Source organism: Advenella faeciporci, assembly GCF_014652395.1.
Lineage (GTDB): Bacteria > Pseudomonadota > Gammaproteobacteria > Burkholderiales > Burkholderiaceae_B > Advenella > Advenella faeciporci.
Genome location: NZ_BMYS01000017.1, coordinates 42,412 through 64,199 on the forward strand (window position 1 = coordinate 42,412; position 21,788 = coordinate 64,199).

The following is a 21,788-nucleotide window of genomic DNA, read 5'->3' on the forward strand; positions in this document are numbered from 1 at the left end:
TTGCCTGTAAACAGCTTCAGATAAGCGTTAAACCGACTTCAGCAGCAAAGCATTCATCCGCCTCACAAACGCGGCCGGATCGGCTATCTGGGCACCTTCGGCCAGCAGGGCCTGATCCAGCAACACATTGGCCCAATCGGCAAATTCATCACCTTCAGCCGCCTGAATACGGGCAATGATGGCATGCTCGGGGTTGATTTCAAGGACAGGTTTGAAATCGGGGGTTTCCTGACCCGCCGCCTGCAACATACGCAGCAAATGCGGACTTAATTCATTTTGGCCAACCACCACGCAAGCCGGAGAATCCACCAGGCGCAGCGTTACATTAACGTCCTTGACCTTGTCTTTAAGCACTTCCTTCAGGCGCTCTACCAAGGGCTTGAAGGACTCGGCCACTTCTTCCTGCTTTTTCTTTTCCGCTTCATCGGCCAGTTCGGCAAGATCAAGGCCGCCCTTGGAGACCGACACCAGCTGCTTGCCCTCAAACTCGCGGAAATGGGACATCATCCACTCGTCAACCCGCTCTGACAGCAACAGGACCTCTATGCCTTTCTTGCGGAAGATCTCCAGGTGCGGACTGTTCTTGGCCGCATTGAAAGAGTCGGCCACCACATAGTAAATCCGGTCTTGCCCTTCTTTCATGCGTGAGATGTAATCGGCCAGTGAGACATTCTGCAAAGGCTCATCGGTATGGGTAGAGGCAAAACGCATCAGTTTGGCAATCCGCTCAAGGTTGGACGGATCCTCACCCGTTCCTTCTTTCAAAACCTGGCCAAACTCGGCCCAGAAGGTCGCGTAATCTTCGGGCTTGTTCTCGGCCATGTTTTCAAGCAGGGACAGGACACGCTTTACCGAACCTTCGCGAATGGAACGGACATCGCGGCTTTCCTGCAGAATTTCACGGGAAACGTTAAGTGGCAAGTCGGAAGAGTCAATCACGCCACGCACAAAACGCAGGTACGATGGTAGCAGCTGTTCGGCTTCATCCATGATAAAGACGCGTTTCACATACAGTTTTACGCCACGCTTGCCGTCACGGTCCCACAAGTCAAACGGTGCGCGCTTGGGAATATACAGCAACTGGGTGTACTCGCTGCGACCTTCCACGCGGTTATGGGTCCAGGCAAGCGGATCTTCAAAATCATGGCTGACATGCTTGTAAAACTCTTTATACTGCTCGTCGGTAATGTCAGACTTGTTACGGATCCACAGCGCGCTGGCCTGGTTTACCGCTTCCCACTCGTCCTGTTTAACCATCTCGCTTTTTTCTGAATCATACTCTTCTTTCTGCATAAGCACTGGCAGGGAAATATGATCGGAATAACGGCGCAAAATCTCGCTTAACTTCCAGTGGCTAAGGAATTCGTCTTCATCGGCACGCAGGTGCAAGGTAATATCGGTACCACGCGATTCCTTTTCAATCGTTTCAATGGTGAAGTCGCCCTGGCCTTCGGACGTCCAGCGTACGCCTTCATTTGCGGCCACACCGGCACGACGGCTTTCAACCGTAACCTTGTCGGCAACAATAAATGAAGAATAAAAACCCACGCCAAACTGGCCAATTAACTGGGCGTCTTTTTGTTTATCGCCGCTTAACTGAGAGAAAAACTCTTTCGTGCCAGAGCGCGCAATCGTGCCCAGGTTGGCGACTGCCTCTTCGTGGCTTAAGCCAATGCCATTATCGGAAATGGTAATGGTACGGGCCTCTTTGTCATAGCTGACCTTGATTTGCAAGTCAGCGCCACCTTCAAGCAAAGCGGGATTATCAATCGCTTCAAAACGCAGCTTGTCACAGGCATCCGAAGCATTCGAAACCAGCTCCCGCAAGAAAATTTCCTTGTTGCTATACAGGGAATGAATCATTAAATGCAGTAATTGCTTGACTTCTGCCTGAAACCCCATAGTTTGCGGGCCGGCTTGAACAGCTGTTTCTTCTTGACTCATAGTAATTGGCAAAATAAAAAAAAGTTGGAATGGAATTTGAAATAACAACAGGCAAAGCCTGAGCGCTTCACACACACTTGGGGACAAACCGGTTTTTTTCAAGGGCCCGGCAAGGTTTTACTTAAAAGCGTATAATAGGTGGTCTTCAGGCATTATTGCCGCATGTTATTGGCTGCCCTCTTTCACTTGCTCCGCTTTACTGCCCGGGCTTGCTGAACCGGCAAACAATAACAACCTTTTCCCCAAAAAATTCACTATGCAAGAAAAACAATTGTGGACCCCTGATTTCATTATCATCACCGGGGTCAACCTGCTTATTTCCATTGTCTTTTATTTCCTGATCGTTACCCTGGGAGACTATGTTACCCAGCGTTATGGGGTTTCTATCAGCATGGCAGGGCTGGCAGTGGGCATTTTCATTATTGGCGCCTTAACCAGTCGCCTTATTATTGGCCAGCTGGTTGATGTGATTGGCCAGAAAAAAACGCTGCTGATCGGCCTGGTTGCCTTCACCCTAACCAACGGCCTGTACTTTTTCAGTGATTCCATTTATTCCCTGCTGGCTGCCCGTTTTCTGCACGGCCTGGCCATTGGCGTGGCCAGCACGGCCTGTGGAACCATCGTGGCGCATCTGATTCCATCCCATCGCAAAGCCGAAGGCATTGGCTACTACAGCCTTAGCACCACACTGGCCTCGGCCAGCGGCCCTTTCCTGGGTTTATGGATAAGCCAAAATTTTGATTTCAAATGGTCTTTTGCCTTTTGTCTGTTTATCAGCCTGCTGGCCCTGACAGCCTCAACCTTCCTGAAAACCGGCTCAACCAAACACACGGGTGAACATCCTTTTCACTTTTCCCTGGGTGATCTTGTGGAACGCCAGGCCTTGCCGGTTTCAACAGTCATGTTCCTGCTGGGACTGTGCTTTGCCAGCGTGCTCACCTTCCTGAACAGCTACTCGATTGAACTGGATCTGGTCACGGCAGCCGGTTTCTTTTTTGTTGTCTATTCTGCCATCATCCTGTTTTCACGCCCGATTGCCGGCAAAATCCTGGACAAAAAAGGTTCTAACGTGATCGTGTACCCCTGCTGCCTGTTACTGGCCCTGGGGATGGCGGCCATGGCAACAGCCGATTCAGCCCTAATGTTGCTTATAGCAGCCGCCCTGATTGGCATGGGTTACGGCAGCCTGCAATCGGCCCTGCAGGCTGTTGCCATCAAGGTGGTTAACCCACATCGCATGGGACTGGCCACCGCCACGTTTTATATCTGTCTGGATGCCGGACTGGGTTTTGGCCCTTACCTGTTGGGAATCATTATTACCGAAACCGGCTACCGCAACCTGTACTGGCTCATGGCCGGTCTGGCCCTGCTATGCATGGTGCTGTTTTATATTGTGCATGGCCGCCATGTTGCTTATTTTCGTGAGCGAGACAGGCTGGAAAAACAATAAACAAGGCTTCACTCACCCACCCTTGCCTGCACGGGCCCAACTGCCACGGCAGGCAAAAAACCATTTCCAAGCACCTGGCATGCCTGATACATTAGCGCCAATCGGCAATATTACGATTTGTCAGCTGGGTGGCGCTTTCACTCTTTTGCGGATCAAAAGCAAAAGCCTTGCCAAAGCCCTGCACCAGTGTGCCTTTTGACGGCGACAGCCGGTACATGACAAAGTCAGGCAAGGAAGCCAATAAACCTACCGTTTTACCGGCCCGTTCCGTCAGGGCAGCCAGTGCGCTTTCATATTCTTCGCTGTTTTTGTCAACCGTTTCGGCTTTGGCCTGATAGCTTAAACGCACACGGGCATAGATGTTTTTGGTTTTGTTTTCATCGTCTGCCAGCAAAATAGCCAGATTGGGGTTTTGCTGCAAATTGACCGTGTGCGTGGCCAGACCGGACACCAGAATATAAAAACGGTTATTGAGCCATGCGAAAGGGGTGTAGCTGGCGTTAGGCTCTCCCTTGTTATTGTTGGTTGCCATCATCAGGGAAAGGCATTCATTTTCATTGTGTAAACGGTCTATTTCAGCTTGCAGATCGGTATCCATGAGTTTCCTGCTGGTTTGAAGTTATGTGGTAGATGTTTTTACCCATACTTTATAGCCGGCTTGTTTTTTTGTGTTGCATAAACGACAAATTATCATGAAAACTTTCTTTTATCATGAAATATGGCGGCTATTGCTGTAAAAAATAAAAAAACCGGATATAATTTCCTCTTTCCTGCCTATAGTTACGGGTTGAAATTTTATTACCAGTAACGTCAAAATTGCCCGGGTGGTGAAATTGGTAGACGCAGGGGACTCAAAATCCCCCGCCGCAAGGCGTGCCGGTTCGATTCCGGCCCCGGGCACCAACGGCTTGTTCCAAACAGGTTCAAGCTGCACCAAATTCTCAAGAAAATCATGTGGTTAGGATAGAATCTTAACCCATGATGTTCCATCAAGTTTCAGTAAATCCCGACGTTGCGTGCCCCCCAAGGTGTACCCTAGACTGGTTGTACCCAGTTTTCTTTTTGCAGGGGTACACCTATGGGATTCCTGACTGACCTGAAGATCCGCACCCTCTCGCCCAGCGCCAAAGAGCAGATGCTAAATGACGGCGATGGCCTCTACCTGCGCGTGCGCGCATCCAGCAAAAGTTGGCTCTATCGGTACAAATCCGGTACGAAGCAAATCAAGATCGGCCTAGGCGCCTACCCAACGATCACCCTCGCAATGGCACGCGAACTCACCAGAGAGGCGAACGCGCTGCGCGCTCAAGGCATCGACCCGCAAGACGCTCGACGAGAGCAGCAAGAGCAAGCCAAGATCGCCAAGATGAATACCTTCGAACTGATGGCGCGCGCCTGGCTCGAAAGTGCCAGCAAGGATCGCGTCTGGTCTGCCGGCTACAAAAGCAAGGTCACCCGGCACTTGGAAATTCACGTGTTCCCCTGGGTTGGTGACAAAGCCATGGAGGCCATCAGACCTCCTGAAATCGTTCGATGCCTGCATCGCATCAAGGATCGCGGCAACCTGGAAACGGCGCAGCGTGTCCGCGAAGCCGTCCAGCACGTCTATCAGTACGCTGTGGATACGGGTGTATTGGAGCCCGCCCAGAATTTCGTCAACAACCGTACGGGTGGCTTGCCAACACCGCGCGGCCGCCACTACGCCGCCATCACTGACCCGCAGCTACTGGGCCAGCTTTTAAGGGACATGCGCGCGTACTCCGGCAACTTCATTTCCGTTGCCGCCTTGCGCTTGGCTCCCCTGGTGTTCCAGCGGCCCGGCCAACTGCGCCTGGCACATTGGGAAGATGTCGATCTCAAAAAGGGACTGTGGCGCTGCCCGCCAGAGAACATGAAGATGCGCGAGTGGCAGAAGCGCGATAGCCGCACCCCTGCGCATATCGTGCCCCTTTCACGTCAGGCTCGGCGGGTTCTGGAGGATCTGCTGCCCATTACCGGCCCCTCCGGCCCGGTGTTCCCCAACATGGCCAGGCGCTCCGACAAGTCACGCTATATCAGCGAAAACACGATCAACTCGGCTTTGCGCACACTAGGGTATGACACCAAAGAACAGATCACAGGCCATGGATTTCGGGCTACCGCACGCACGATGATCCGCGAGTATCTTGGCTGGGAGCCGGACGTCATCGAACGCCACCTGGCACACGTGTCGAAAGAAGAACTGGGCGCCAGCTACGACCGCGCCACCTTCTTGGCTCAGCGCAAAGTGATGGTGCAGCAGTGGGCGGATTTTCTGGATGAGCTGGAGGCGGGAAAAATGCCCAAGCTTGCGGACAACGTCCTCTGGCTCAAGCGTGCGTAGGCCCGCCTTGGCTTGCAATCCGTAGCCTCATCATCCCAGAAATGGTATATTTGCATGAAGCCTTCCACCACAAAGCCGCTCTTCTGGCTTGGCAGTAGCAAGAAAGACCTGCTGGCCCTTCCCGTCACTGTACGAAAGTTTTTCGGTCATGCGCTCGATTTTGCCCAGCGTGGCGAACAGCACGAAGCGGAAAAAGTGCTAAAAGGCTTTGGCAGTGCGGGCGTGCTAGAAATTGTTGAAGACGACACCGGCGGCACTTACCGCACCGTCTACACCGTGCGCTTCGCCGAGGCCGTCTTTGTGCTGCATGTCTTCCGAAAGAAAAGCAAACGGGGCATTGAAACGCCCAAGCCGGACATGGACATCATTCATCAGCGTTTGAAGGCGGCTGCAATCGTTGCGCAGGAGTTGAGAAATGAGTAAACGCATCGTTGAAGGGATCGAGGTCGAAGCCAGTTCGGGCAACGTGTTTGCCGACCTGGGCCTGCCTGATGCCGATAAACTCCAGATCAAGTCTGGGCTGACCGTCGAAATTGCCAAAGCCATTCGCGAGCGCGGATTGACGCAGGCCGAAGCGGCAAAACGCATGGGGCTGACCCAACCCAAGGTGTCGAGCCTGTTGCGCGGAGAGTTCTCGAACTTTTCCGAACGCAAACTGATGGACTGCCTGAACCGCCTAGGCTACGACATCGAAATTCGTGTGCGCGAGACGGCAGAGCCAATCGGCCACCTGGTGTTGACCCACGCCTAAGTCGATGGCTGGGACGTGGCCGCTGCAACGCGCCTGACACGGCCGCCAGCAGAGCCGGTATTCTTCACACAATGTGTCAACGGCCGATACCCAACCGGATCTTCGATCCATTCCAATAATGCCGCTCGCCTCCACCCCTTGGCTCGCCCACCGAGCGATACCGGAGCGGGAAAATCTCCTGATGCAATACGGCGGTAAAGACTTGAACGACTCAAGGCTGTAATCCGCAACACATCCGCCATGCGGTAAAAAGCGGGCTCAGGCTGACCTGTTGCAGCGGCAACATCCGACCGTGACATGACAACTCCCAAAAGTTTCCAATATCACCTACAGAATGCATGACAATGCCGTGAAACAAAACTCGCTGGAGCGCACTACAGCAGAGCCCAGAAAAGCAGACGGAAATTTATGATGCTGTCAGGCTCTTCGTGACATTAAAGGACGATTTCTTACATCGGTGCCACACCTAATGCGAGTGACTTCGAAGATAGCTAATCCACGCCAAATTAAACATTACGGAGAAGCAAGCTGAGTTTGAGCAAAGAATCATGCCTCAGAGATCGAGGCCACAACTGACCGGACTCGCTTTAGCCCCTCATCTGCGTTTGCATATACCCCTTCCCTACGAATAATTTTTCCATCTAAATCTAGCACTACCCAAAGACAGTTCTCCAATGGATCATCTGAAGGAACAAGGCTTGCCGCATCCTTATCACTTTTCGGAGCGAGGACCACTATAAAATGGTCTTGCACCAGTCGTTTGGTCGTGTAGTAGTCCATAAAGCAACCAAGCGAATAGTAGAGCTTGCTTTGTGATGGATGGCTTTCGTCATAGATGACGAGAAAAATAGGCATACCAGTGTCCTTTGAGAGGCTTAGAGCCTCATTAAGACTTGAGTTTGGCTCTTCGATAAAGAATGGATGTCGTCCGGATTGAGTGGCCCCGAAGACTAGGGATGTCAACTCATGCGCTTGCGCCGGGGCAACTCTGACATTTAGTCGGGTAGCATGGTCTTTTTTGTGCTTCCCGACACCAACGAGCTTCAAAAACGCATTTCTGGGCGTTTCAAATGCAAATACAATGCTTGCCAGGGCCAGAATAAGACCAGCAATCTCAATCATAGCTAGGCAAAACACCTGAATTTAGCTGCGCCGTGAAACAGTATTGGCATGAAAGAATTGTTAGACGGTACGTATTAATCATGGAATAGCGACCAGGCAGTGGCTACTTAAGTAATACTAACTTGAAATTATCCGCGAGCATCACGCCCCGGTTCGTCTTCAGCAACGCGCCACCGCCAATACCGTTCCGGCTTAACCCAAACCACAGTGGTTTCGGTCAGCTTACGAAACATCATAAGCACATCCTTGCCAATCACTTGATTACCTTCGGCGTTCTCAGTCAGAAAATCTTCCCGCTTCGCCTTAACAAGAAAGTCCACCACATCATCTTGATAGATGCATCCATCACGCTCAATCTGAGCAAGCATCCAAGCCGCAATCGTGGCGGGCGTCATCACTCGCCTTTGGGCACTTGTTGTGCGACTTCGAGAGAACTGAGCGGAAAATGTCCTTGTTCGAGTTTTTTACCCGCGAACCACTGGCAGGTATACGCCTTGTTGAGCTCGCTCCACCCTCTCACTGTCATATCTGGCCCACCAGACTTCAGCTTTACGATAGTACCAACTGCGAATTGCGATGCTTCTGTCATTTCCTCTTCCCTTTACAAACATGCCCCATACACATTGTGAACCGGAACGAAACAAAAAGTTTCTATAGCATACTACGTCATGGGAAGCCAAGAGACAGTCGTAGTCTTTGAGGCTAGTCGACATCAGCCATTCGGTAATCCCTCATAATCGCTTTTTGAAGCCCCGATCCCCCGCCATGAACGCTTCCAGCATATGCGGAATAAGCGTCACGGCATCAACCGACTCCCCATACGTCTGCGCATGCAACGCTGCGTAGCGGTCAAGATCGGCTTTCAGGCTGGCTGGGCATGTAAAGGTCAGCTTGACGGTCGTGGTTGTAGGCAGCGGCCCAAGCCGCAGCTTTTTTGTAGTGGTCATTGTGACGCTCCCTTGCTGAAAAACAATGGCTGGTACGGACGGAGTACCAAATCCTTGTTAACAATGATCCGCACCGGCAAGCCGGGCCGGCTGGTCAAGGTGGGCTGGATATTCATGTTGCGCCGGGTCATTTCCTGGCCGATTTGATTGATGCTGTCCTGCGCGCTGTCGCGTCCGGCGATGATGATGCGGTCGCCGTCCTGGCGGTTTTCCGGGGCGGCCAGTTCGGCGCCGACACCCAGGAGCGTCGTCAGTACAGCGCCGCCGACAATGCGGTCCCAATGCCAATCGACGCCATCCTCCAGGCCCGCATAGCCCGCCGGGTCGCTGCCCACCAGATTGTCGAGCGTTAGAGAGGACGTATCTGGCAGGATGATGCGGTTCCACACCACCTGCACCCGGCTTTGCCCGTAGCTCACCTGGCTGTTGTAGCGGCCCAGGATGCGCGAGCCTTGCGGAATCAACAGATGCTTGCCGCTCGCGGAGTCGTAGACGGGCTCGGTGACAGTGCCGATGACGTCGCCCGGAAGATCGGACTTGATGCCTGTCACCAGCGCGGCGGTGATGACCGTTCCGGCCATCACTTGATACGGCGAGGCCGGCATCTGCAAATCCCCAGAATTGCGGGTTTCTGTAGAACCGGATTGCAGGAAGGCTTCTTTCTGATCTTGCCGGTTCTGTATAGCAGTGGGGTCGGTGGATTGTGCCGCTGTCGAGGTCGGCCCTGCGGCCAGCGGGTCAAAGGCGGCCAAGGTACTGTCCATGCCGGGCGCGCCAGGTCTCGCTTGCGCAACCGTCGCCATGGGTTGGCCGGACTGGCCCTGGCCGGTGCGGAAGAACACCGATGATGCCGCCGCCGCATCGGCCTCCTTGCGCAATGCTTCACGCTCGGCGGCTTCGGCGTCGATGCCAGGCGGCGCGTAGGTGGCGACCGCCGGCTGCTGCGTGTTCACGATGGCCGGCCCCAGATCGCCCGGCAACGGCGGCCCGAGTTCGGGTACGCCGGCCGGCACATCCGGGGCGGGTAGCATGGAATAGTCCGTCGGCAACGCATCGAGTCCTTCCGACTTCGATACCCGGTCTACGTTATAAAGCTCGGTCTGTTCGTTCGCGCCGCGCCGCTGCGGTTGCAATGACCAGATCGTGGCGCCCAGCACCGCAACGGCCAAACCGCCTGTGAGCATGGCCAGCGAGCGCCGGTTTAGCCGCGTGACCGGGCGCGGCTGGGTACGCAGCGCGACGGTTTGGGGCGCGACCTTGGCCGCCTGCGGCGCAGCCTGGTCGGGCGTGTGTTCTTCGCTCATGCTCAGTTCCTCCGCGCCACGCCGTCGCTGCGCTCGATACGCACCACGTCGCCCTTATCGCCACCCAAGCGCAGTTCAGCCGCACCGAACAGTCGATCGACGATGTAGTACGGCGAGCGAAAACGGTAGTTCACCAGTTGGCCATCCCCCTGTGCGCCAATGACGAATAGCGGCGGCAATTCACCTTGGGCGATCCCGGACGGGAATTGGATATAGACCTTCTCGCCGTCATCGAAAGCACGCAGCGGCTTCCACGGCGGATTGCTGCCGCTTATGGCATAACGAAAGCGGATGTTCTCCAACGACAAGCCAGTATCGACGGGCGCACCCGCTTGCGCAGCTTGATTCTGGCGCTGCAAGGCCAACATCCGGTCGCGGGGGTAATCCCAGGAAACAGAGGCCATCCAGGCTTTTTCCGTGGAAGTCAGTTCCAGCAAGTAAGTGCGGCGGCTGGTGGTGATGACCAGATTGGTTTTCAGGTTGGAACGGATGGGTTTGACCAGCACATTGACGCGCAAGTCGGCCCCGCTGCCGCTGGAAGTGTCCCCCACAATCCAGCGCACGGTATCGCCTGCGGCCACCGTCACCAGTTCCTCGCCCGGCTGGAGCGAAATCATCGTCACGCGCCCAATCGCCGCATACACCTGATACAGCGCGCCATCGGTGTACGGCCAGACCTGTATGGCGTTGACGTAGCCCTCGCGGGTAGGCGCGACCCGCGCCTGGGCATTGGCGCGGGATACGCGCACGGTTTCGTCCGCAGGCTCCGGTGTTAGCTTGGTATCGTCAACGCCCGGCAAGGGCTTTAACTGTCCTGGCATGGGCAACACCTCGGGCAGCGTCACCACCTCAACCGGCGCGGGAGGCTCGGGAATCGGCAGCGCCTGCACGGGTTCATCGAGCGAAATCATGGGTGGCGGCTTGCCCTGCGAGGCGCAGCCCGCCAGGACAAGTAGCATGAGCGGCAAAGCGTAAAAGCGGAAAGACGGATTCATGGCTTGGCTCCTTCGGAAGAATCCAGTTCACGGCTCCACGACAAGCCGTTGACGTAGATGCCCAGCGGGTTGCGGCGCAGCCGTTCTTCGGTGCGTGGGGTTTGCAACACGATGGACACCACGGCCGTCCATCGCTCCAGGCCGGCGGCCGTGCCGTTGACGTAACGGCGCTGCGTCCAGCGCACGTTGAACGACGTGTCGCTGGCACGCACGACGCTCGTGATCTGCACTGTTACGGACTCCTTGCCGATGCGGCCAAACGGGTCATTCACCCGGGCGTAGTCGTTCAGTGCCGCCGCGCCCCGGTCGGTGGTGTAGTCGTAGGCATCCAGCCAGTTCTGCCGCACCACGACGGGATCGATGGACAGCGAACGCACCAGCGTGATGAAACGGGCGATATGGTGCGCCTGCTGCGCATCGGCGGGCCGGTACTGCATGGCGGCTTCGCCGACCGCACGCACCTGGCCGGTTTGATCGACTTCGACGACATAGGGCGTGACGATGGATTGCATTGAGCGCCAGACCAGGCCACCAGCCATCAGCAGCGCCAACACCAGGCAACCGAAAGCCATCCATCGCCAGTTCTTGGCCTGTACGCGGGCCGAACCGATGCGTTCGTCCCAGATCTGGGCGGCGGATTGGTATGGGGTCGCTGGTTGCGGCGTCTCGGCGTAGCGCATCCGCGGTCGTTTGAATCGCATGGGTTTTCTCCTTATGAATCGGAATCACGAAGACTAGGGCCTTGCCCGGCGCCGCCGCCATCGCCCCCGCGCAACGTGTGCGCGGCGGTCGTGGCGGCCTGAGTCATCTGCTGGCGGCGCTGCAGTCGCTTGGCCCAGGCGGGTTGGCTTTGTTTTTGCGAACCGGCGGCAGCATCGGCGGCTTCGCCCGTGGCGGTGGAACCAGCGGTAGAAGCCCCTTGGAACGCTGATCGGGTACTGCCGGTGGCTGATCCGGCAGCACGCACACCACCAGCCAATCGGGCGGCCGCTGGAGCCATGCGTGCGCCCGCCATCACCGCCGCACCGACACCCGTGGCGGCAGCGCCCACGGCGGCGGCCGTGCCTGCTGCACCCAGCGCGGCACCCGCCATCGCGCCAGCCCCCAATTGCGGCCCGCCGGAAATCAGCCCCGTGGCGATGCCCGGCCCGAAGATGCCCAGCGCCAGCAAGGCAAGCGAGGCCAGCATGATGACCAGCGCATGGTCGATGGACGGTTCGGACGGATGCACCTGAAAGTCGGCAAACAGGCCGGTGCCGATACCGATAATCACCGCCAGCACCAACACCTTCACGCCGGAAGACACCACATTGCCCAGCACCTTCTCTGCAAGGAACGACGTCTTGTTCCACAGCGCAAACGGCACGAGGACGAACCCGGCCAGCGTGGTCAACTTGAACTCGATCAGCGTGATGAAAAGCTGCACTGCCAGCACGAAGAAGCAGACGATGACCACCAGCCAGGCCAGAAACATCACGACGATAGGCGTAAGGTTCACGAACACCTCGGGAAAGCCCGCCATATCGCTGATCTGTTCCAGAATCGGCGTACCCGCGTCGATACCGGTCTTGGCCAGCCGTCCCGGTTGCAGAAATTCGCCCATACTTACCGCCGAGCCGCTGGCCGTCAGGCCCAGGCCGGCAAAGGAACGAAAGACGATGCCGGCCAACCAGTTGAAGTTGTTGATGATGTAGGCGAAGGTCCCGACGTAGAGCACCTTGCGCACCAGCTTGGCGATCACATCATCACCCTGGCCCGTGGCGTGGCTCATGGCCCAATACAGGCCCGCAATCGTGATGTCGATGACGATCAGCGTGGCCGTCAGGAACGCCACTTCGCCTTGCAACAGTCCGAAGCCGGAGTCGATGTAGGTGGAAAAGGTGTTCAGGGAGCGGTCGATGACCGTCACGTCATTCATGGCCTGGCCTCGTCAGTTCCCGTAGAAATCCACGGGCTGCGGCGTGTACGGCGTGCCACTGCCGAGGAAACGACGCGTCACCTCGCGGCCACGCTCACTGGCAGCCGCCTGTCGCGCCAGCTCCAGCGCGGCGGCGCGTTCCTGCGTGATTTGGAGTTGCTGCGCCTGGATGGACTGCTTGGCTTGCAGGGCCAGAAGCTGATTGGTCGCCTGCATGGCCTGCAACGCCCCTTGCGCGGACTGGCTCTGGCTCACCAGATCAGCCAGGGCGCTTTCATCGTCGCGCAGGTTCTGCGAAACCTGTGCCTGCATCCGCATCGCGGTATGCAAGCCATCAAGCGTATGTTTCCAGCGCGCCTGGGCATCGCGAGCCATCTGGTCGCCGCTGACGGTGGCGGCATACTGCTCGGGATACAGCCGCGCAAACTCGCGGTCGAGGTGCTGTACGTCGTAAGCCATGCCCTGAGCTTCGGCGATCAGCCGATCCGTGGCGGCCAGCGTGGTACGCAGGCGGTTGACGACGTTGAAGTCCAGACTCGCCAGATTGCGGGCCTGGTTCATCAGCATCTGCGCTTCGTTTTGAAGCTGGTTGATCTGGTTGTTGATCTGCTCCAGGGTGCGAACGGCGGTCAGCGTGTTCTGCGTGTAGTTCGATGGATCAAAGACAGTTTTCCAGGCCCAGACGGGCGAAGCGGCGAATAACGACGCTGAGAGCACGGCGGCAAGCGCAATTGAACGGGGATAGATTTTCATGGCAGAGGCTCCGGTGGATGGGAAGGAACAGCAGAGACTGAAGATGAAAAGCCGGGGAACGTAGGCAACAGGTCAGCCGCCCACTCCAGGCCGCAATGGCGCAGCCACGCGCCCGCAAAGCCTGGCAAACCAGCACCCGCCAACACACGATCCATATCGCGCTGGTCTTGCGGCGTGGAAGCTCCCACAAAGGCCAGCGCCGCCGGCCCCAGGTCAAGATCGAACAGGCGATTGCCCAGTCGCGACTGGTAGTAGTAGTCACGCTTGGGTTCGGCGGTGGCGACAATCTCGATCTGGCGCGCGTTCAGGCCGAAGCCTTCGTAGATCGTCCTGATCTGGGGCTCGGTCGCCTGCGGATTGGGCAGAAAAATGCGGCTCGCGCAGCTTTCGATGATCGCGGGCGCGATGCTCGACTCCTTGATGTCGGCCAAGCTCTGCGTGGCGAAGATGACGCTGACGTTCTTCTTGCGCAGGGTTTTAAGCCATTGGCGGATGCGGGCGGCAAACACCGGGTCATCCAGAAACAGCCAGGATTCGTCGAGAATCAACAGCGTGGGCGCGCCATCGAAGCGTTCATCGAAACGGGCGAACAGATAACCGAGCACGGCCAGCACCGCCGCACGGCTCGCCATCAGCTCTTCCATCTCGAAGCACTGCACGTGCGCCATGCCCAGCCGGTCGTGATCGGCGTCCAACAGCTTGCCGTGGGCGCCGCCCAGCACGTAGGGCGCGAGCGCCTGGCGCAGCGCGTTCGATTGCAGCAGCACCGACAGGCCCGTCATGGTGCGCTGCTCCACCGGTGCACCGGCAAGACTGCCCAGCGCGGACCAGATAGCGGCTTTTTCATCGGGGCCGACGGCCACGTCTTCGTGCCGCAATCGGCCTTCCAGCCATTCAGCGGCCCAGGTGCGCTCGCTTTCGGCGTCGATGCGTGCCAGGGGCTGAAAGGCAATCTCGCCGTCATGGCCCAGGTCATAGTGCTCACCGCCCAGCCCCAGGATGGTGGCGCGCATGGAACGGCCCATGTCGAAGGCGAAGATGCGCGAGCCGCGATAGCGGCGAAACTGCAAGGCGAGTGTCGCCAACAGCACCGATTTACCCATGCCGGTCGGCCCCACTACCAGGGTGTGGCCCACGTCGCCGATGTGCGTCACCAGCCGAAACGGCGTGGCCCCATCGGTGCGGGTCACAATCAGTGGCGGGCCATCGAGGTGCTTGTTCTTCTGCGGCCCAGCCCACACCGCTGACACCGGCATCATGTGTGCCAGATTCAATGTAGACACAATGGGCTGGCGCACATTGGCGTAGGCATTGCCGGGGATGGACGAGAGCCAGGCATCCACGGCATTCAGTGTCTCGGGGATGGTCACAAAGCCACGGCCCTGAATGACGCGCTCCACCAGGCGCTGTTTTTCATCAGCGGTGGCCGGGTCGGCATCCAGCACCGTGACCGTGGCGGTGAGGTAGCCAAAGGCCACCTGATCGCTGCCCAGCGCCTGCAAGGCGGCGTCCGCATCGGCGGCCTTGTTGCTGGCGTCGGTATCGACCAGCGGCGACTCCTGCTGGAAAATGGTTTCGCGCAGCAGCGCGAGCACGTTCTTTCTTTTTGCAAACCACTGGCGGCGCAGGCGGACCAGTTCCTTCTCGGCTTCCGCCTTGTCCATGCAGATGAAGCGTGTGCTCCAGCGATAGGCAAAACCCAGGCGGTTCAGATCATCCAGCAGCCCCGGCCATGTCGAGGTCGGGAACCCCCGCACCGACACCACGCGCAGGTGCGTCTCGCCCAGCGTAGGGGCTAGCCCGCCCACCAATGCCGAATCGGCCAGCAGCGCATCAATGTGAAACGGCACGTCAGGCACGCCGACGCGGTAGCGCCGTGTCGAGATCGTCGAATGCAGATAGGTCAATGTCTGGCCGTCGTCCAGCCAAGTGATTTCCGGCATCACGCCATCGAGCAGGTCGAACACGCGGTCGGTTTCCGCAACGAAGGCTTCCAGGCGACCATGCCAATCCACGCCATCTCCGGGCGCGTTCTCGTACAAGAGCTTGGCGGCGCGAGCGCGGGATTCCTCCGGCGGCAGGTAGGCCAGCGTCAGGTGATAGTCGCTCTCGAAGTGGCTGCTGGAGGCTTCAAACGCGGCACGCCGCTCCTCGTCCACCAGCCAGGACAGCGGTTCGGGAAAGTCGGAGCGCGGATAGCCCGCCGCCGCCCGGCGTTCGGCTTCGATGAACAGCGCCCAGCCTGAACCCAGGCGGCGCAGCGCGTTGTTCAAGCGTGCCGAGGTGGCGATCAGTTCGCTTTGCGTCGCGCTGTCCAGATCCGGCCCGCGAAAGCGCGCCGTGCGCTGAAACGAGCCATCCTTGTTCAGCACCACGCCCGGCGCAATCAATCCCGCCCAGGGCAGCCAGTCGGCCAGCAGTGCGGGCCGCCGTCGGTATTCGGTAAGGTTCAGCATAGCGCCATCCCCTCACACGTCCAGCAGCGGCTTGTGCTTGATGTGCCGCGCAAAGACCTGCATGAACTGCGGATCGACGCGCGCGCCCCAGACCGCCAGCGAGTGGCCGACGATCCACAGCACCACACCGGGAACCCACAATTGCAGGCCCAGCCCCACGGCGGCGGCCAGCGTGCCGTTGGCGATTGCCACGGTGCGCGGCGCGCCGCCCAGCAGGATGGGCTCGGTCAGCGAGCGATGCAGCGGCACTTCAAAGCCGGCTGCGAAGCTGGTTGCACCTTCCTTGGCGGCGCTCATACGACGGCTCCACCCGAGAAGCTGAAGAACGACAGGAAGAACGAGGACGCGGCAAAGGCGATAGACAGGCCGAAGACGATCTGAATCAGCTTGCGAAAACCGCCGCTGGTATCGCCAAAGGCCAGCGCCAGCCCCGTGGCGATAATGATGATGACCGCCACAATGCGCGCCACCGGCCCTTGAATGGACTCCAGAATGGATTGCAGTGGGCCTTCCCAGGGCATGGAGGAACCGGCCGCCTGCGCCGCACCGGCCGCCAGCAGCATCAGCGCGGCAAGCAGCAGCCCCTGTCCGACAGGCCGGGCCAGACGGCGCAGCCTTGCGAAGCGAAAAGGCGGATTTACGGAAAGACGGAAAGCATCAACAGGCGTCATGGCAGTTCTCCAACGGAATCAGGGGATGGGAAAATCGCCGCAGCAGATGCGGCAGTGAGCGGCAAATCAGAAAGCGGTGCTTCCAGCGCGTCCGCCAGGCGATAGCCCGTTGCATCGAAGCCGATGACGCGGGCAATACTTTCAACGCGGCGCTTGCGGCCCCGTCCGGCGATGTGGATCACGACGTTGACCGCCTCGGCGATGAGCGCACGCGGCGGGTTCACCGCGACTTCCAGAATTAGTTGTTCCAGGCGCAGCAGCGCACCCACGGCGGAGCCAGCATGAATGGTGGCGATACCACCGGGATGGCCGGTGCCCCAGACCTTGATGAGATCCAGGGCTTCGCCGCCACGCACTTCGCCAACCACCACGCGGTCGGGGCGCAGACGCATGGTGGCGCGCACCAGCTCCTGCATGGACACGACCCCGGCACGGGTGCGCAGCGGCACATGGTCGCGGGCCGCGCATTGCAGTTCGATGGTGTCTTCCAGCACCAGTACGCGGTCGCCCGTGGCGGCGATCTCGGCCAGCAAGGCGTTGGCAAGCGTGGTCTTGCCGGTACTGGTGCCGCCGGCGATCAGGATATTCTGTCGCTCGCGTACCGCAAGCCGCAGAAAGCCGGCCTGATCGGCAGTGAGGATGCCGTCGGCCACATAGCGATCCAGGCTGAGGATGCTCACCGCCCGCTTGCGCAGCGCAAAGGCCGGGCCGGGCGCGGCGGGCGGCAAGATGCCCTCGAAGCGTTCGCCCGTTTCAGGCAACTCCGCGCTCAAGAGCGGCTGGCCGCGATGCACTTCCGCACCGACGTGCGCCGCAACCAGACGGATGATGCGTTCGCCATCGGCTTCGGACAGCTCGACGCCCAACGGCGTGCGACCCGTTGAGAGCCGATCCACCCACAGGCTGCGGTCGGGGTTGAGCATGATTTCCACCACATCCGGGTCTTCCAGTGCGGCAGCGATCAGCGGCCCCATGGCGGTGCGCAGCATCTGGATGCGGCGGTCCAGCGATGTGGACGCGGACGAACGAGGTTCATGCGAGGACTGCGGCGCGATAGTCATGAGACACGCTCCTGCGCTTCGAAATGCGCTGGCGCGTCGTCCATCCGTACCGGCTCAGGGTGCAGCTCCTCCACCACGTCGCGCACCAAGCTGCGTCCGCGCAGCAGGTGGCGGCCAAGCTGCTCGACGAATTGCTCAAAGCGCGCCTTGCCCTGCGCACGGGCCGCATCCTGATGGGCCTCGGGTACCGGCGTGCTGACCGTCAGGTAGTAGCGCACGAACAGCGCCAGCGTTTCGATCTGGATGTTCTGATCCCGCTCCAGGCGCTCGAACTGGCGTGACAGACGATCCAAGCGCTTGGCCATCGCCGCTTCGCGCTGGTCGCCGGCATCCGGCGAGAGCCAGGACGCCAAGGCGGCGGCGACGATGGAGGATTTGGACACGCCTTTCTTGGCAGCCAGCTCGTCCAGGCGTTTGGCATGTTCAGGGTCGATAAAGAGATTCAGGCGATATCGGCTCATAGCTGGATTCCGTCATCAGGGTCGAGGGCGGCCAGCCGCGCCACGCGCTGCATCGCGGGATCAAGCTGGCGGGGAAGAACGGGCGGCAGGTCGTCGTCATCGAGCAGCGACAAGTCGCCGGCCGGGTAGACCGGCTGCGGGCTGTAGGCGACGGCCTCGGACAGCTCAGGCTGATGGCGTGGACCACCATCGTCAGCCACGCCCGTCATGTCATCGCTACCCATCGAGGCGGGCGCAACGGGGACGGCTGGAATCGACAGACCACTCCAGTCATCAGGACGGGCCGGCGGCGCATCCGCATAGTGCCCGGCGGCAAGTACCGGCGGCGGCAGCACGCGGTGCTTGAAATTGGCGTCGGCGTAATAGCGCAGCTTCTTGGCCTTGATTGGCGCCACGCTGGAGACCATCACCACCGCCTTGTCCGGCGGAAGCTGCATGACTTCACCCGGAGTCAAGAGGGGCCGCGCCGTTTCCTGGCGCGACACCATGAGGTGGCCCAGCCAGGGCGCGAGCCGATGGCCGGCATAGTTGCGCTGGGCGCGCAGTTCGGTAGCCGTGCCCAGGGTTTCGGAAATCCGCTTGGCGGTGCGCTCGTCGTTCGTGGCGAAGGTCACGCGCACATGGCAGTTATCCAGAATGGAATGGTTCTGGCCGTAAGCCTTGTCGATTTGGTTGAGCGACTGCGAAATCAGAAAGCTGCGGATGCCGTAGCCCGCCATGAAGGCCAGCGCCGTCTCGAAGAAGTCCAGGCGTCCCAGAGCCGGGAACTCATCGAGCATCAGCAACAGCTTGTGGCGGCGCTCGATGCCGTCGGAGCCGTCCAGCGATTCCGTCAATCGACGCCCGATCTGGTTAAGAATCAGGCGAATTAGCGGCTTGGTGCGGCTGATGTCGGACGGCGGCACCACCAAATAGAGCGACACGGGATGGTCGGCAGCGATCAGGTCGGCAATGCGCCAGTCGCAACGTGAAGTGACTTCGGCCACCGTGGGGTCGCGGTACAGGCCCAGAAACGACATGGCGGTGGAGAGCACGCTCGAGCGTTCGTTGTCCGACTTGTTGAGCACTTCACGGGCGGCGGAGGCCACCACCGGATGCGGTCTGCCTTCATCCCCAACCGTGCCCAGGTGCGGGGTCGTCATCATCCGATGCAAGGTCAGCTCGAACGGGCAGGCCGGGTCGGACAGGAAGTTCGCCACGCCGCGCAGCGTTTTGTCTTCGCCCGCATAGAGCACATGCAGGATGGCGCCGACCAGCAGCGCGTGACTGGTCTTTTCCCAATGGTTGCGGCGCTCCAGCGCCCCTTCGGGATCGACCAGAATGTCGGCGATGTTCTGCACATCGCGCACCTCATGCGCGCCGCGCCGTACTTCCAGCAGCGGGTTGTAGCCTGCGGATTGGCTATCTGTGGGGTTGAACAGCAAGCAGTGCGAGAAGCGCGACCGCCAGCCAGCGGTGATCTGCCAGTTCTCGCCCTTGATGTCGTGAATGACAGCCGACGCGGGCCAGGCGAGCAAGGTGGGCACTACCAGGCCCACACCTTTGCCCGAGCGCGTGGGCGCAAAAGCCAACACATGCTCCGGCCCTTCGTGGCGCAGGTATTGCCCCTCGTGCTGACCGAGGAAAACGCCAACGGGTTGGGTCAGTCCGGCTTCACGGATGTCGTTGGTCTCGGCCCAGCGCGCGGAACCGTAGGTGGTGACCAGCCGCGCCTGGCGCGAGCGCCAGATCGACATGCCGATGGCCACCACCACGGCAACCAGGCCGCTGCCGCCCGCGATCAGGCCGCCAGTATTGAAAACCTCGGGCGCATAGGCATCGAAGAAGAACCACCACTCGAACAGGCGCCAGGGGTGATAGATCGGCGTACCGTAGACATCGAACCAGGGCGAACCCAGGCGCAGCTGATAGCCCAGGGCGGCGGCTGTCCATTGTGTGGCGCTCCACACGCCGGCGATCACGATACCGAATATGACGGCGATCTGCCCGAACAGCACGTTCGTCACTTGCATAGCCTGGCCTCCGATGTCTCCTACGTTCTATCCTTATGAAAAAGCGACACATACATGTGCCTGCCATACAAGGATCGGTGCCGGGTCTGTGCCGGTCAAAGACCGTTATCGGGACAAAGGTGACGAAAAAAGCATCGTTTCAGGCTGGGGCGACCACGATAAAAACGTCGCCAGCGCGGACGCGCTGCGGCGTGTCAATAAAGAAAACCGAGAATATGTGGCGAATTACCGACGATCAGAACTTCGGTGGTGTTTCTTGTGGCGTATAAGGCACCTTGCCATCACCGAAAAATCGCCGGTTCGTCGCTTCGGCCACGCGGTTGCACAGCACATCGCCCAGGTTGGGGCGATCGGTCTTGCACTGGCGGCGCAGCTTCTTCAAGTGTTCAGGGTTGGTGGCCAGTTCCTCCACGGTGGGCGCATCCAGTTGAGGTTTAGGCGTTTCCGATTGGCCGCAAGCGGCCAGCCCCATGACCAGCAACAACAGCGTGACTTGTTTCATAGCTCGACTTCCTCCTCTGTGTCCGGCCTAAGCGGTGGCGCAGGTCTGACGCCTTCGGGTAACTCGATAGTCTGCACCCGTTCAATAAAACGGAATATAGTTGCTGAGGTTTCGGCTTCGCGCCGCAGCAAATATGTCGTCAACATGGGTGAACGGCCTGCAAGGGGCCTTGCCACCACGCCGGGCTCACGGCTGGAGGCAATATGCGGTGCCCCCGCCAGGCCCAGCGCGAAGCCCGCCGACACCAGCGCCAACATCAAATCGAACGAAGCCACTCGTTCAGCGATCAATGGCTCCATGTCTATGCGACGCAACACCCGTTCCAGTTGCTGCGCATGGCCTTCGCATACCTGTGGATCACACAGCGCCAGCGGATAACGCAGCACTTCCTCCAACGGGATGCGCTTATGCTTGAGCAATGGGTGTCGTGCCGGCATTGCCACCCACAGCGGATCATTCCAAATCGGCTCGGCGACGATCCCGTCGCCTACTTCGTCAGATTGCGCGAACCCAACGTCATACAGATCGTCATTCAGCCCCTTAATCTGCTGCGATAGCAGCACCTCGAACAAGCGGATTTCGACTTCAGGTTCTTCCTCTCGACACAGTGCCAGCAGACTCGGCAACCGAGAAGGCGTAATCCCGTCAGACAACGCAATGCGCAGTTGAGCGTGAAAACCATTGGCCGCGGCCTTCACGCTGTCGCGGGCCTGTTGCAGGGCGGTGAAGATACGCGGCACATGTTCCAGAAACAGCTGTCCTGCTCGCGTTAGCCGTGTACTACGACTGGTGCGGACGAACAACTGCTCGCCCAACTCCTCCTCCAGTTCCTTGATGGTGCGTGACAGCGGCGACTGTTCAATATGCAATTTCTCTGCTGCACGGGCAAAGTGAAGCTCCTCAGCCACTGCCAGAAAACACCTAAGGTGACGCAACTCCATTTATATCTCTTCAGACTGATGGCGCACACGTTTATCTTTCTCAAAAAAACACCATATGGCACATCTACATTTACTTAAAGCTGATTTGTAGCATTTGTTCAAAATGACGGATTTTTGGTTCATGGCGGTTTCCTTTTA

The 21,788-nt window shown here is 58.9% G+C and carries 24 protein-coding genes and 1 tRNA gene; 5 read left to right on the forward strand and 20 right to left on the reverse strand.

The features are described from left to right. Positions 1-27: 27 nt before the first annotated feature. Positions 28-1,944, reverse strand: coding sequence for a molecular chaperone HtpG (htpG, locus tag IE074_RS11350; protein WP_189385575.1), 1,917 nt, complete (start codon positions 1,942-1,944; stop codon positions 28-30). A 199-nt stretch (positions 1,945-2,143) separates the two neighbouring features. On the opposite strand from htpG, the gene IE074_RS11355 reads away from it, so the two are divergent. Further along, positions 2,144-3,394, forward strand: coding sequence for an MFS transporter (locus IE074_RS11355; protein WP_229794010.1), 1,251 nt, complete (start codon positions 2,144-2,146; stop codon positions 3,392-3,394). A 91-nt stretch (positions 3,395-3,485) separates the two neighbouring features. Here the strand turns inward: IE074_RS11355 and IE074_RS11360 are convergent, their stop codons facing one another. Then, entirely contained in the window at positions 3,486-3,992 is a 507-nt protein-coding gene (locus IE074_RS11360) for a HugZ family pyridoxamine 5'-phosphate oxidase (RefSeq protein ID WP_189385576.1), read from the reverse strand. 220 nt (positions 3,993-4,212) lie between these two features. Here IE074_RS11360 and IE074_RS11365 point away from each other — a divergent pair. The 4 genes from IE074_RS11365 (at position 4,213) to IE074_RS11380 (ending at position 6,507) form a co-directional block, all read left to right on the forward strand. Beyond that, positions 4,213-4,297, forward strand: a tRNA-Leu gene (locus IE074_RS11365). A 175-nt stretch (positions 4,298-4,472) separates the two neighbouring features. After that, on the forward strand, positions 4,473-5,756 hold the full coding sequence (locus IE074_RS11370) for a tyrosine-type recombinase/integrase (RefSeq protein ID WP_189385577.1): 1,284 nt from the start codon (positions 4,473-4,475) through the stop codon (positions 5,754-5,756). 54 nt (positions 5,757-5,810) lie between these two features. Next, the gene (locus tag IE074_RS11375) at positions 5,811-6,179 is read left to right on the forward strand and encodes a type II toxin-antitoxin system RelE/ParE family toxin (RefSeq protein WP_189385578.1); all 369 of its coding nucleotides are present in this window, start codon (positions 5,811-5,813) and stop codon (positions 6,177-6,179) included. Next, positions 6,172-6,507, forward strand: a complete 336-nt coding sequence (locus IE074_RS11380; protein ID WP_113934031.1) for a helix-turn-helix domain-containing protein — start codon at positions 6,172-6,174, stop codon at positions 6,505-6,507. The genes IE074_RS11375 and IE074_RS11380 overlap by 8 nt, the downstream gene beginning before the upstream one ends. Here IE074_RS11380 and IE074_RS11385 read toward each other — a convergent pair. The 18 genes from IE074_RS11385 to IE074_RS11470 form a co-directional block, all read right to left on the reverse strand. Continuing rightward, positions 6,504-6,806 carry a helix-turn-helix transcriptional regulator gene (locus tag IE074_RS11385; protein WP_189385579.1) on the reverse strand — a complete coding sequence of 101 codons (303 nt, stop codon included), beginning with the start codon at positions 6,804-6,806 and terminating at the stop codon, positions 6,504-6,506. The genes IE074_RS11380 and IE074_RS11385 overlap by 4 nt on opposite strands. A 247-nt stretch (positions 6,807-7,053) precedes the next feature. Continuing rightward, the gene (locus IE074_RS11390; RefSeq protein WP_189385580.1) at positions 7,054-7,629 is read right to left on the reverse strand and encodes a hypothetical protein; all 576 of its coding nucleotides are present in this window, start codon (positions 7,627-7,629) and stop codon (positions 7,054-7,056) included. Between the two features lie 128 nt (positions 7,630-7,757). Then, positions 7,758-8,024, reverse strand: coding sequence for a DUF6953 family protein (locus IE074_RS11395; protein WP_189385581.1), 267 nt, complete (start codon positions 8,022-8,024; stop codon positions 7,758-7,760). After that, positions 8,024-8,218: a YodC family protein gene (locus IE074_RS11400; protein ID WP_189385582.1), complete on the reverse strand. Its 195-nt coding sequence runs from the start codon at positions 8,216-8,218 to the stop codon at positions 8,024-8,026. The genes IE074_RS11395 and IE074_RS11400 overlap by 1 nt, the downstream gene beginning before the upstream one ends. A gap of 142 nt (positions 8,219-8,360) precedes the next feature. Then, the gene (locus IE074_RS11405) at positions 8,361-8,576 is read right to left on the reverse strand and encodes a DUF2274 domain-containing protein (RefSeq protein WP_189385583.1); all 216 of its coding nucleotides are present in this window, start codon (positions 8,574-8,576) and stop codon (positions 8,361-8,363) included. Beyond that, complete coding sequence (locus IE074_RS11410) at positions 8,573-9,880, reverse strand: TraB/TrbI/VirB10 family type IV secretion system protein (protein ID WP_189385584.1); 1,308 nt, start codon at positions 9,878-9,880, stop codon at positions 8,573-8,575. Before IE074_RS11410 ends, IE074_RS11405 begins: the two co-directional genes overlap by 4 nt. 2 nt (positions 9,881-9,882) lie before the next feature. Continuing rightward, entirely contained in the window at positions 9,883-10,875 is a 993-nt protein-coding gene (gene trbG, locus IE074_RS11415; RefSeq protein WP_189385585.1) for a P-type conjugative transfer protein TrbG, read from the reverse strand. Further along, on the reverse strand, positions 10,872-11,576 hold the full coding sequence (gene trbF / locus IE074_RS11420) for a conjugal transfer protein TrbF (protein ID WP_189385586.1): 705 nt from the start codon (positions 11,574-11,576) through the stop codon (positions 10,872-10,874). The genes trbG and trbF overlap by 4 nt, the downstream gene beginning before the upstream one ends. 11 nt (positions 11,577-11,587) lie before the next feature. Next, positions 11,588-12,793, reverse strand: coding sequence for a P-type conjugative transfer protein TrbL (gene trbL, locus IE074_RS11425; RefSeq protein WP_189385587.1), 1,206 nt, complete (start codon positions 12,791-12,793; stop codon positions 11,588-11,590). Positions 12,794-12,805: 12 nt separating this feature from the next. Continuing rightward, positions 12,806-13,546 (reverse strand): P-type conjugative transfer protein TrbJ, encoded by a 741-nt coding sequence (trbJ, locus tag IE074_RS11430; protein ID WP_189385588.1) that lies wholly within the window; start codon positions 13,544-13,546, stop codon positions 12,806-12,808. After that, a complete protein-coding gene (gene trbE / locus IE074_RS11435) occupies positions 13,543-16,002 on the reverse strand; it encodes a conjugal transfer protein TrbE (protein WP_189385589.1) in 2,460 nt (819 codons plus the stop codon). The genes trbJ and trbE overlap by 4 nt, the downstream gene beginning before the upstream one ends. A 12-nt stretch (positions 16,003-16,014) precedes the next feature. Then, entirely contained in the window at positions 16,015-16,299 is a 285-nt protein-coding gene (locus tag IE074_RS11440; protein ID WP_189385590.1) for a VirB3 family type IV secretion system protein, read from the reverse strand. Further along, positions 16,296-16,673 (reverse strand): TrbC/VirB2 family type IV secretion system protein, encoded by a 378-nt coding sequence (locus tag IE074_RS11445; RefSeq protein ID WP_189385591.1) that lies wholly within the window; start codon positions 16,671-16,673, stop codon positions 16,296-16,298. Before IE074_RS11445 ends, IE074_RS11440 begins: the two co-directional genes overlap by 4 nt. Continuing rightward, positions 16,670-17,734, reverse strand: a complete 1,065-nt coding sequence (gene trbB / locus IE074_RS11450) for a P-type conjugative transfer ATPase TrbB (protein ID WP_189385592.1) — start codon at positions 17,732-17,734, stop codon at positions 16,670-16,672. Before trbB ends, IE074_RS11445 begins: the two co-directional genes overlap by 4 nt. Continuing rightward, positions 17,731-18,195, reverse strand: a complete 465-nt coding sequence (locus IE074_RS11455) for a ribbon-helix-helix protein, CopG family (RefSeq protein WP_189385593.1) — start codon at positions 18,193-18,195, stop codon at positions 17,731-17,733. Before IE074_RS11455 ends, trbB begins: the two co-directional genes overlap by 4 nt. Continuing rightward, on the reverse strand, positions 18,192-20,207 hold the full coding sequence (locus IE074_RS11460; RefSeq protein ID WP_189385594.1) for a conjugal transfer protein TraG: 2,016 nt from the start codon (positions 20,205-20,207) through the stop codon (positions 18,192-18,194). Before IE074_RS11460 ends, IE074_RS11455 begins: the two co-directional genes overlap by 4 nt. Positions 20,208-20,442: 235 nt before the next feature. Further along, positions 20,443-20,709 (reverse strand): EexN family lipoprotein, encoded by a 267-nt coding sequence (locus IE074_RS11465; RefSeq protein WP_189385595.1) that lies wholly within the window; start codon positions 20,707-20,709, stop codon positions 20,443-20,445. Further along, on the reverse strand, positions 20,706-21,650 hold the full coding sequence (locus IE074_RS11470; RefSeq protein WP_189385596.1) for a LysR family transcriptional regulator: 945 nt from the start codon (positions 21,648-21,650) through the stop codon (positions 20,706-20,708). The genes IE074_RS11465 and IE074_RS11470 overlap by 4 nt, the downstream gene beginning before the upstream one ends. Positions 21,651-21,788: the final 138 nt, after the last annotated feature.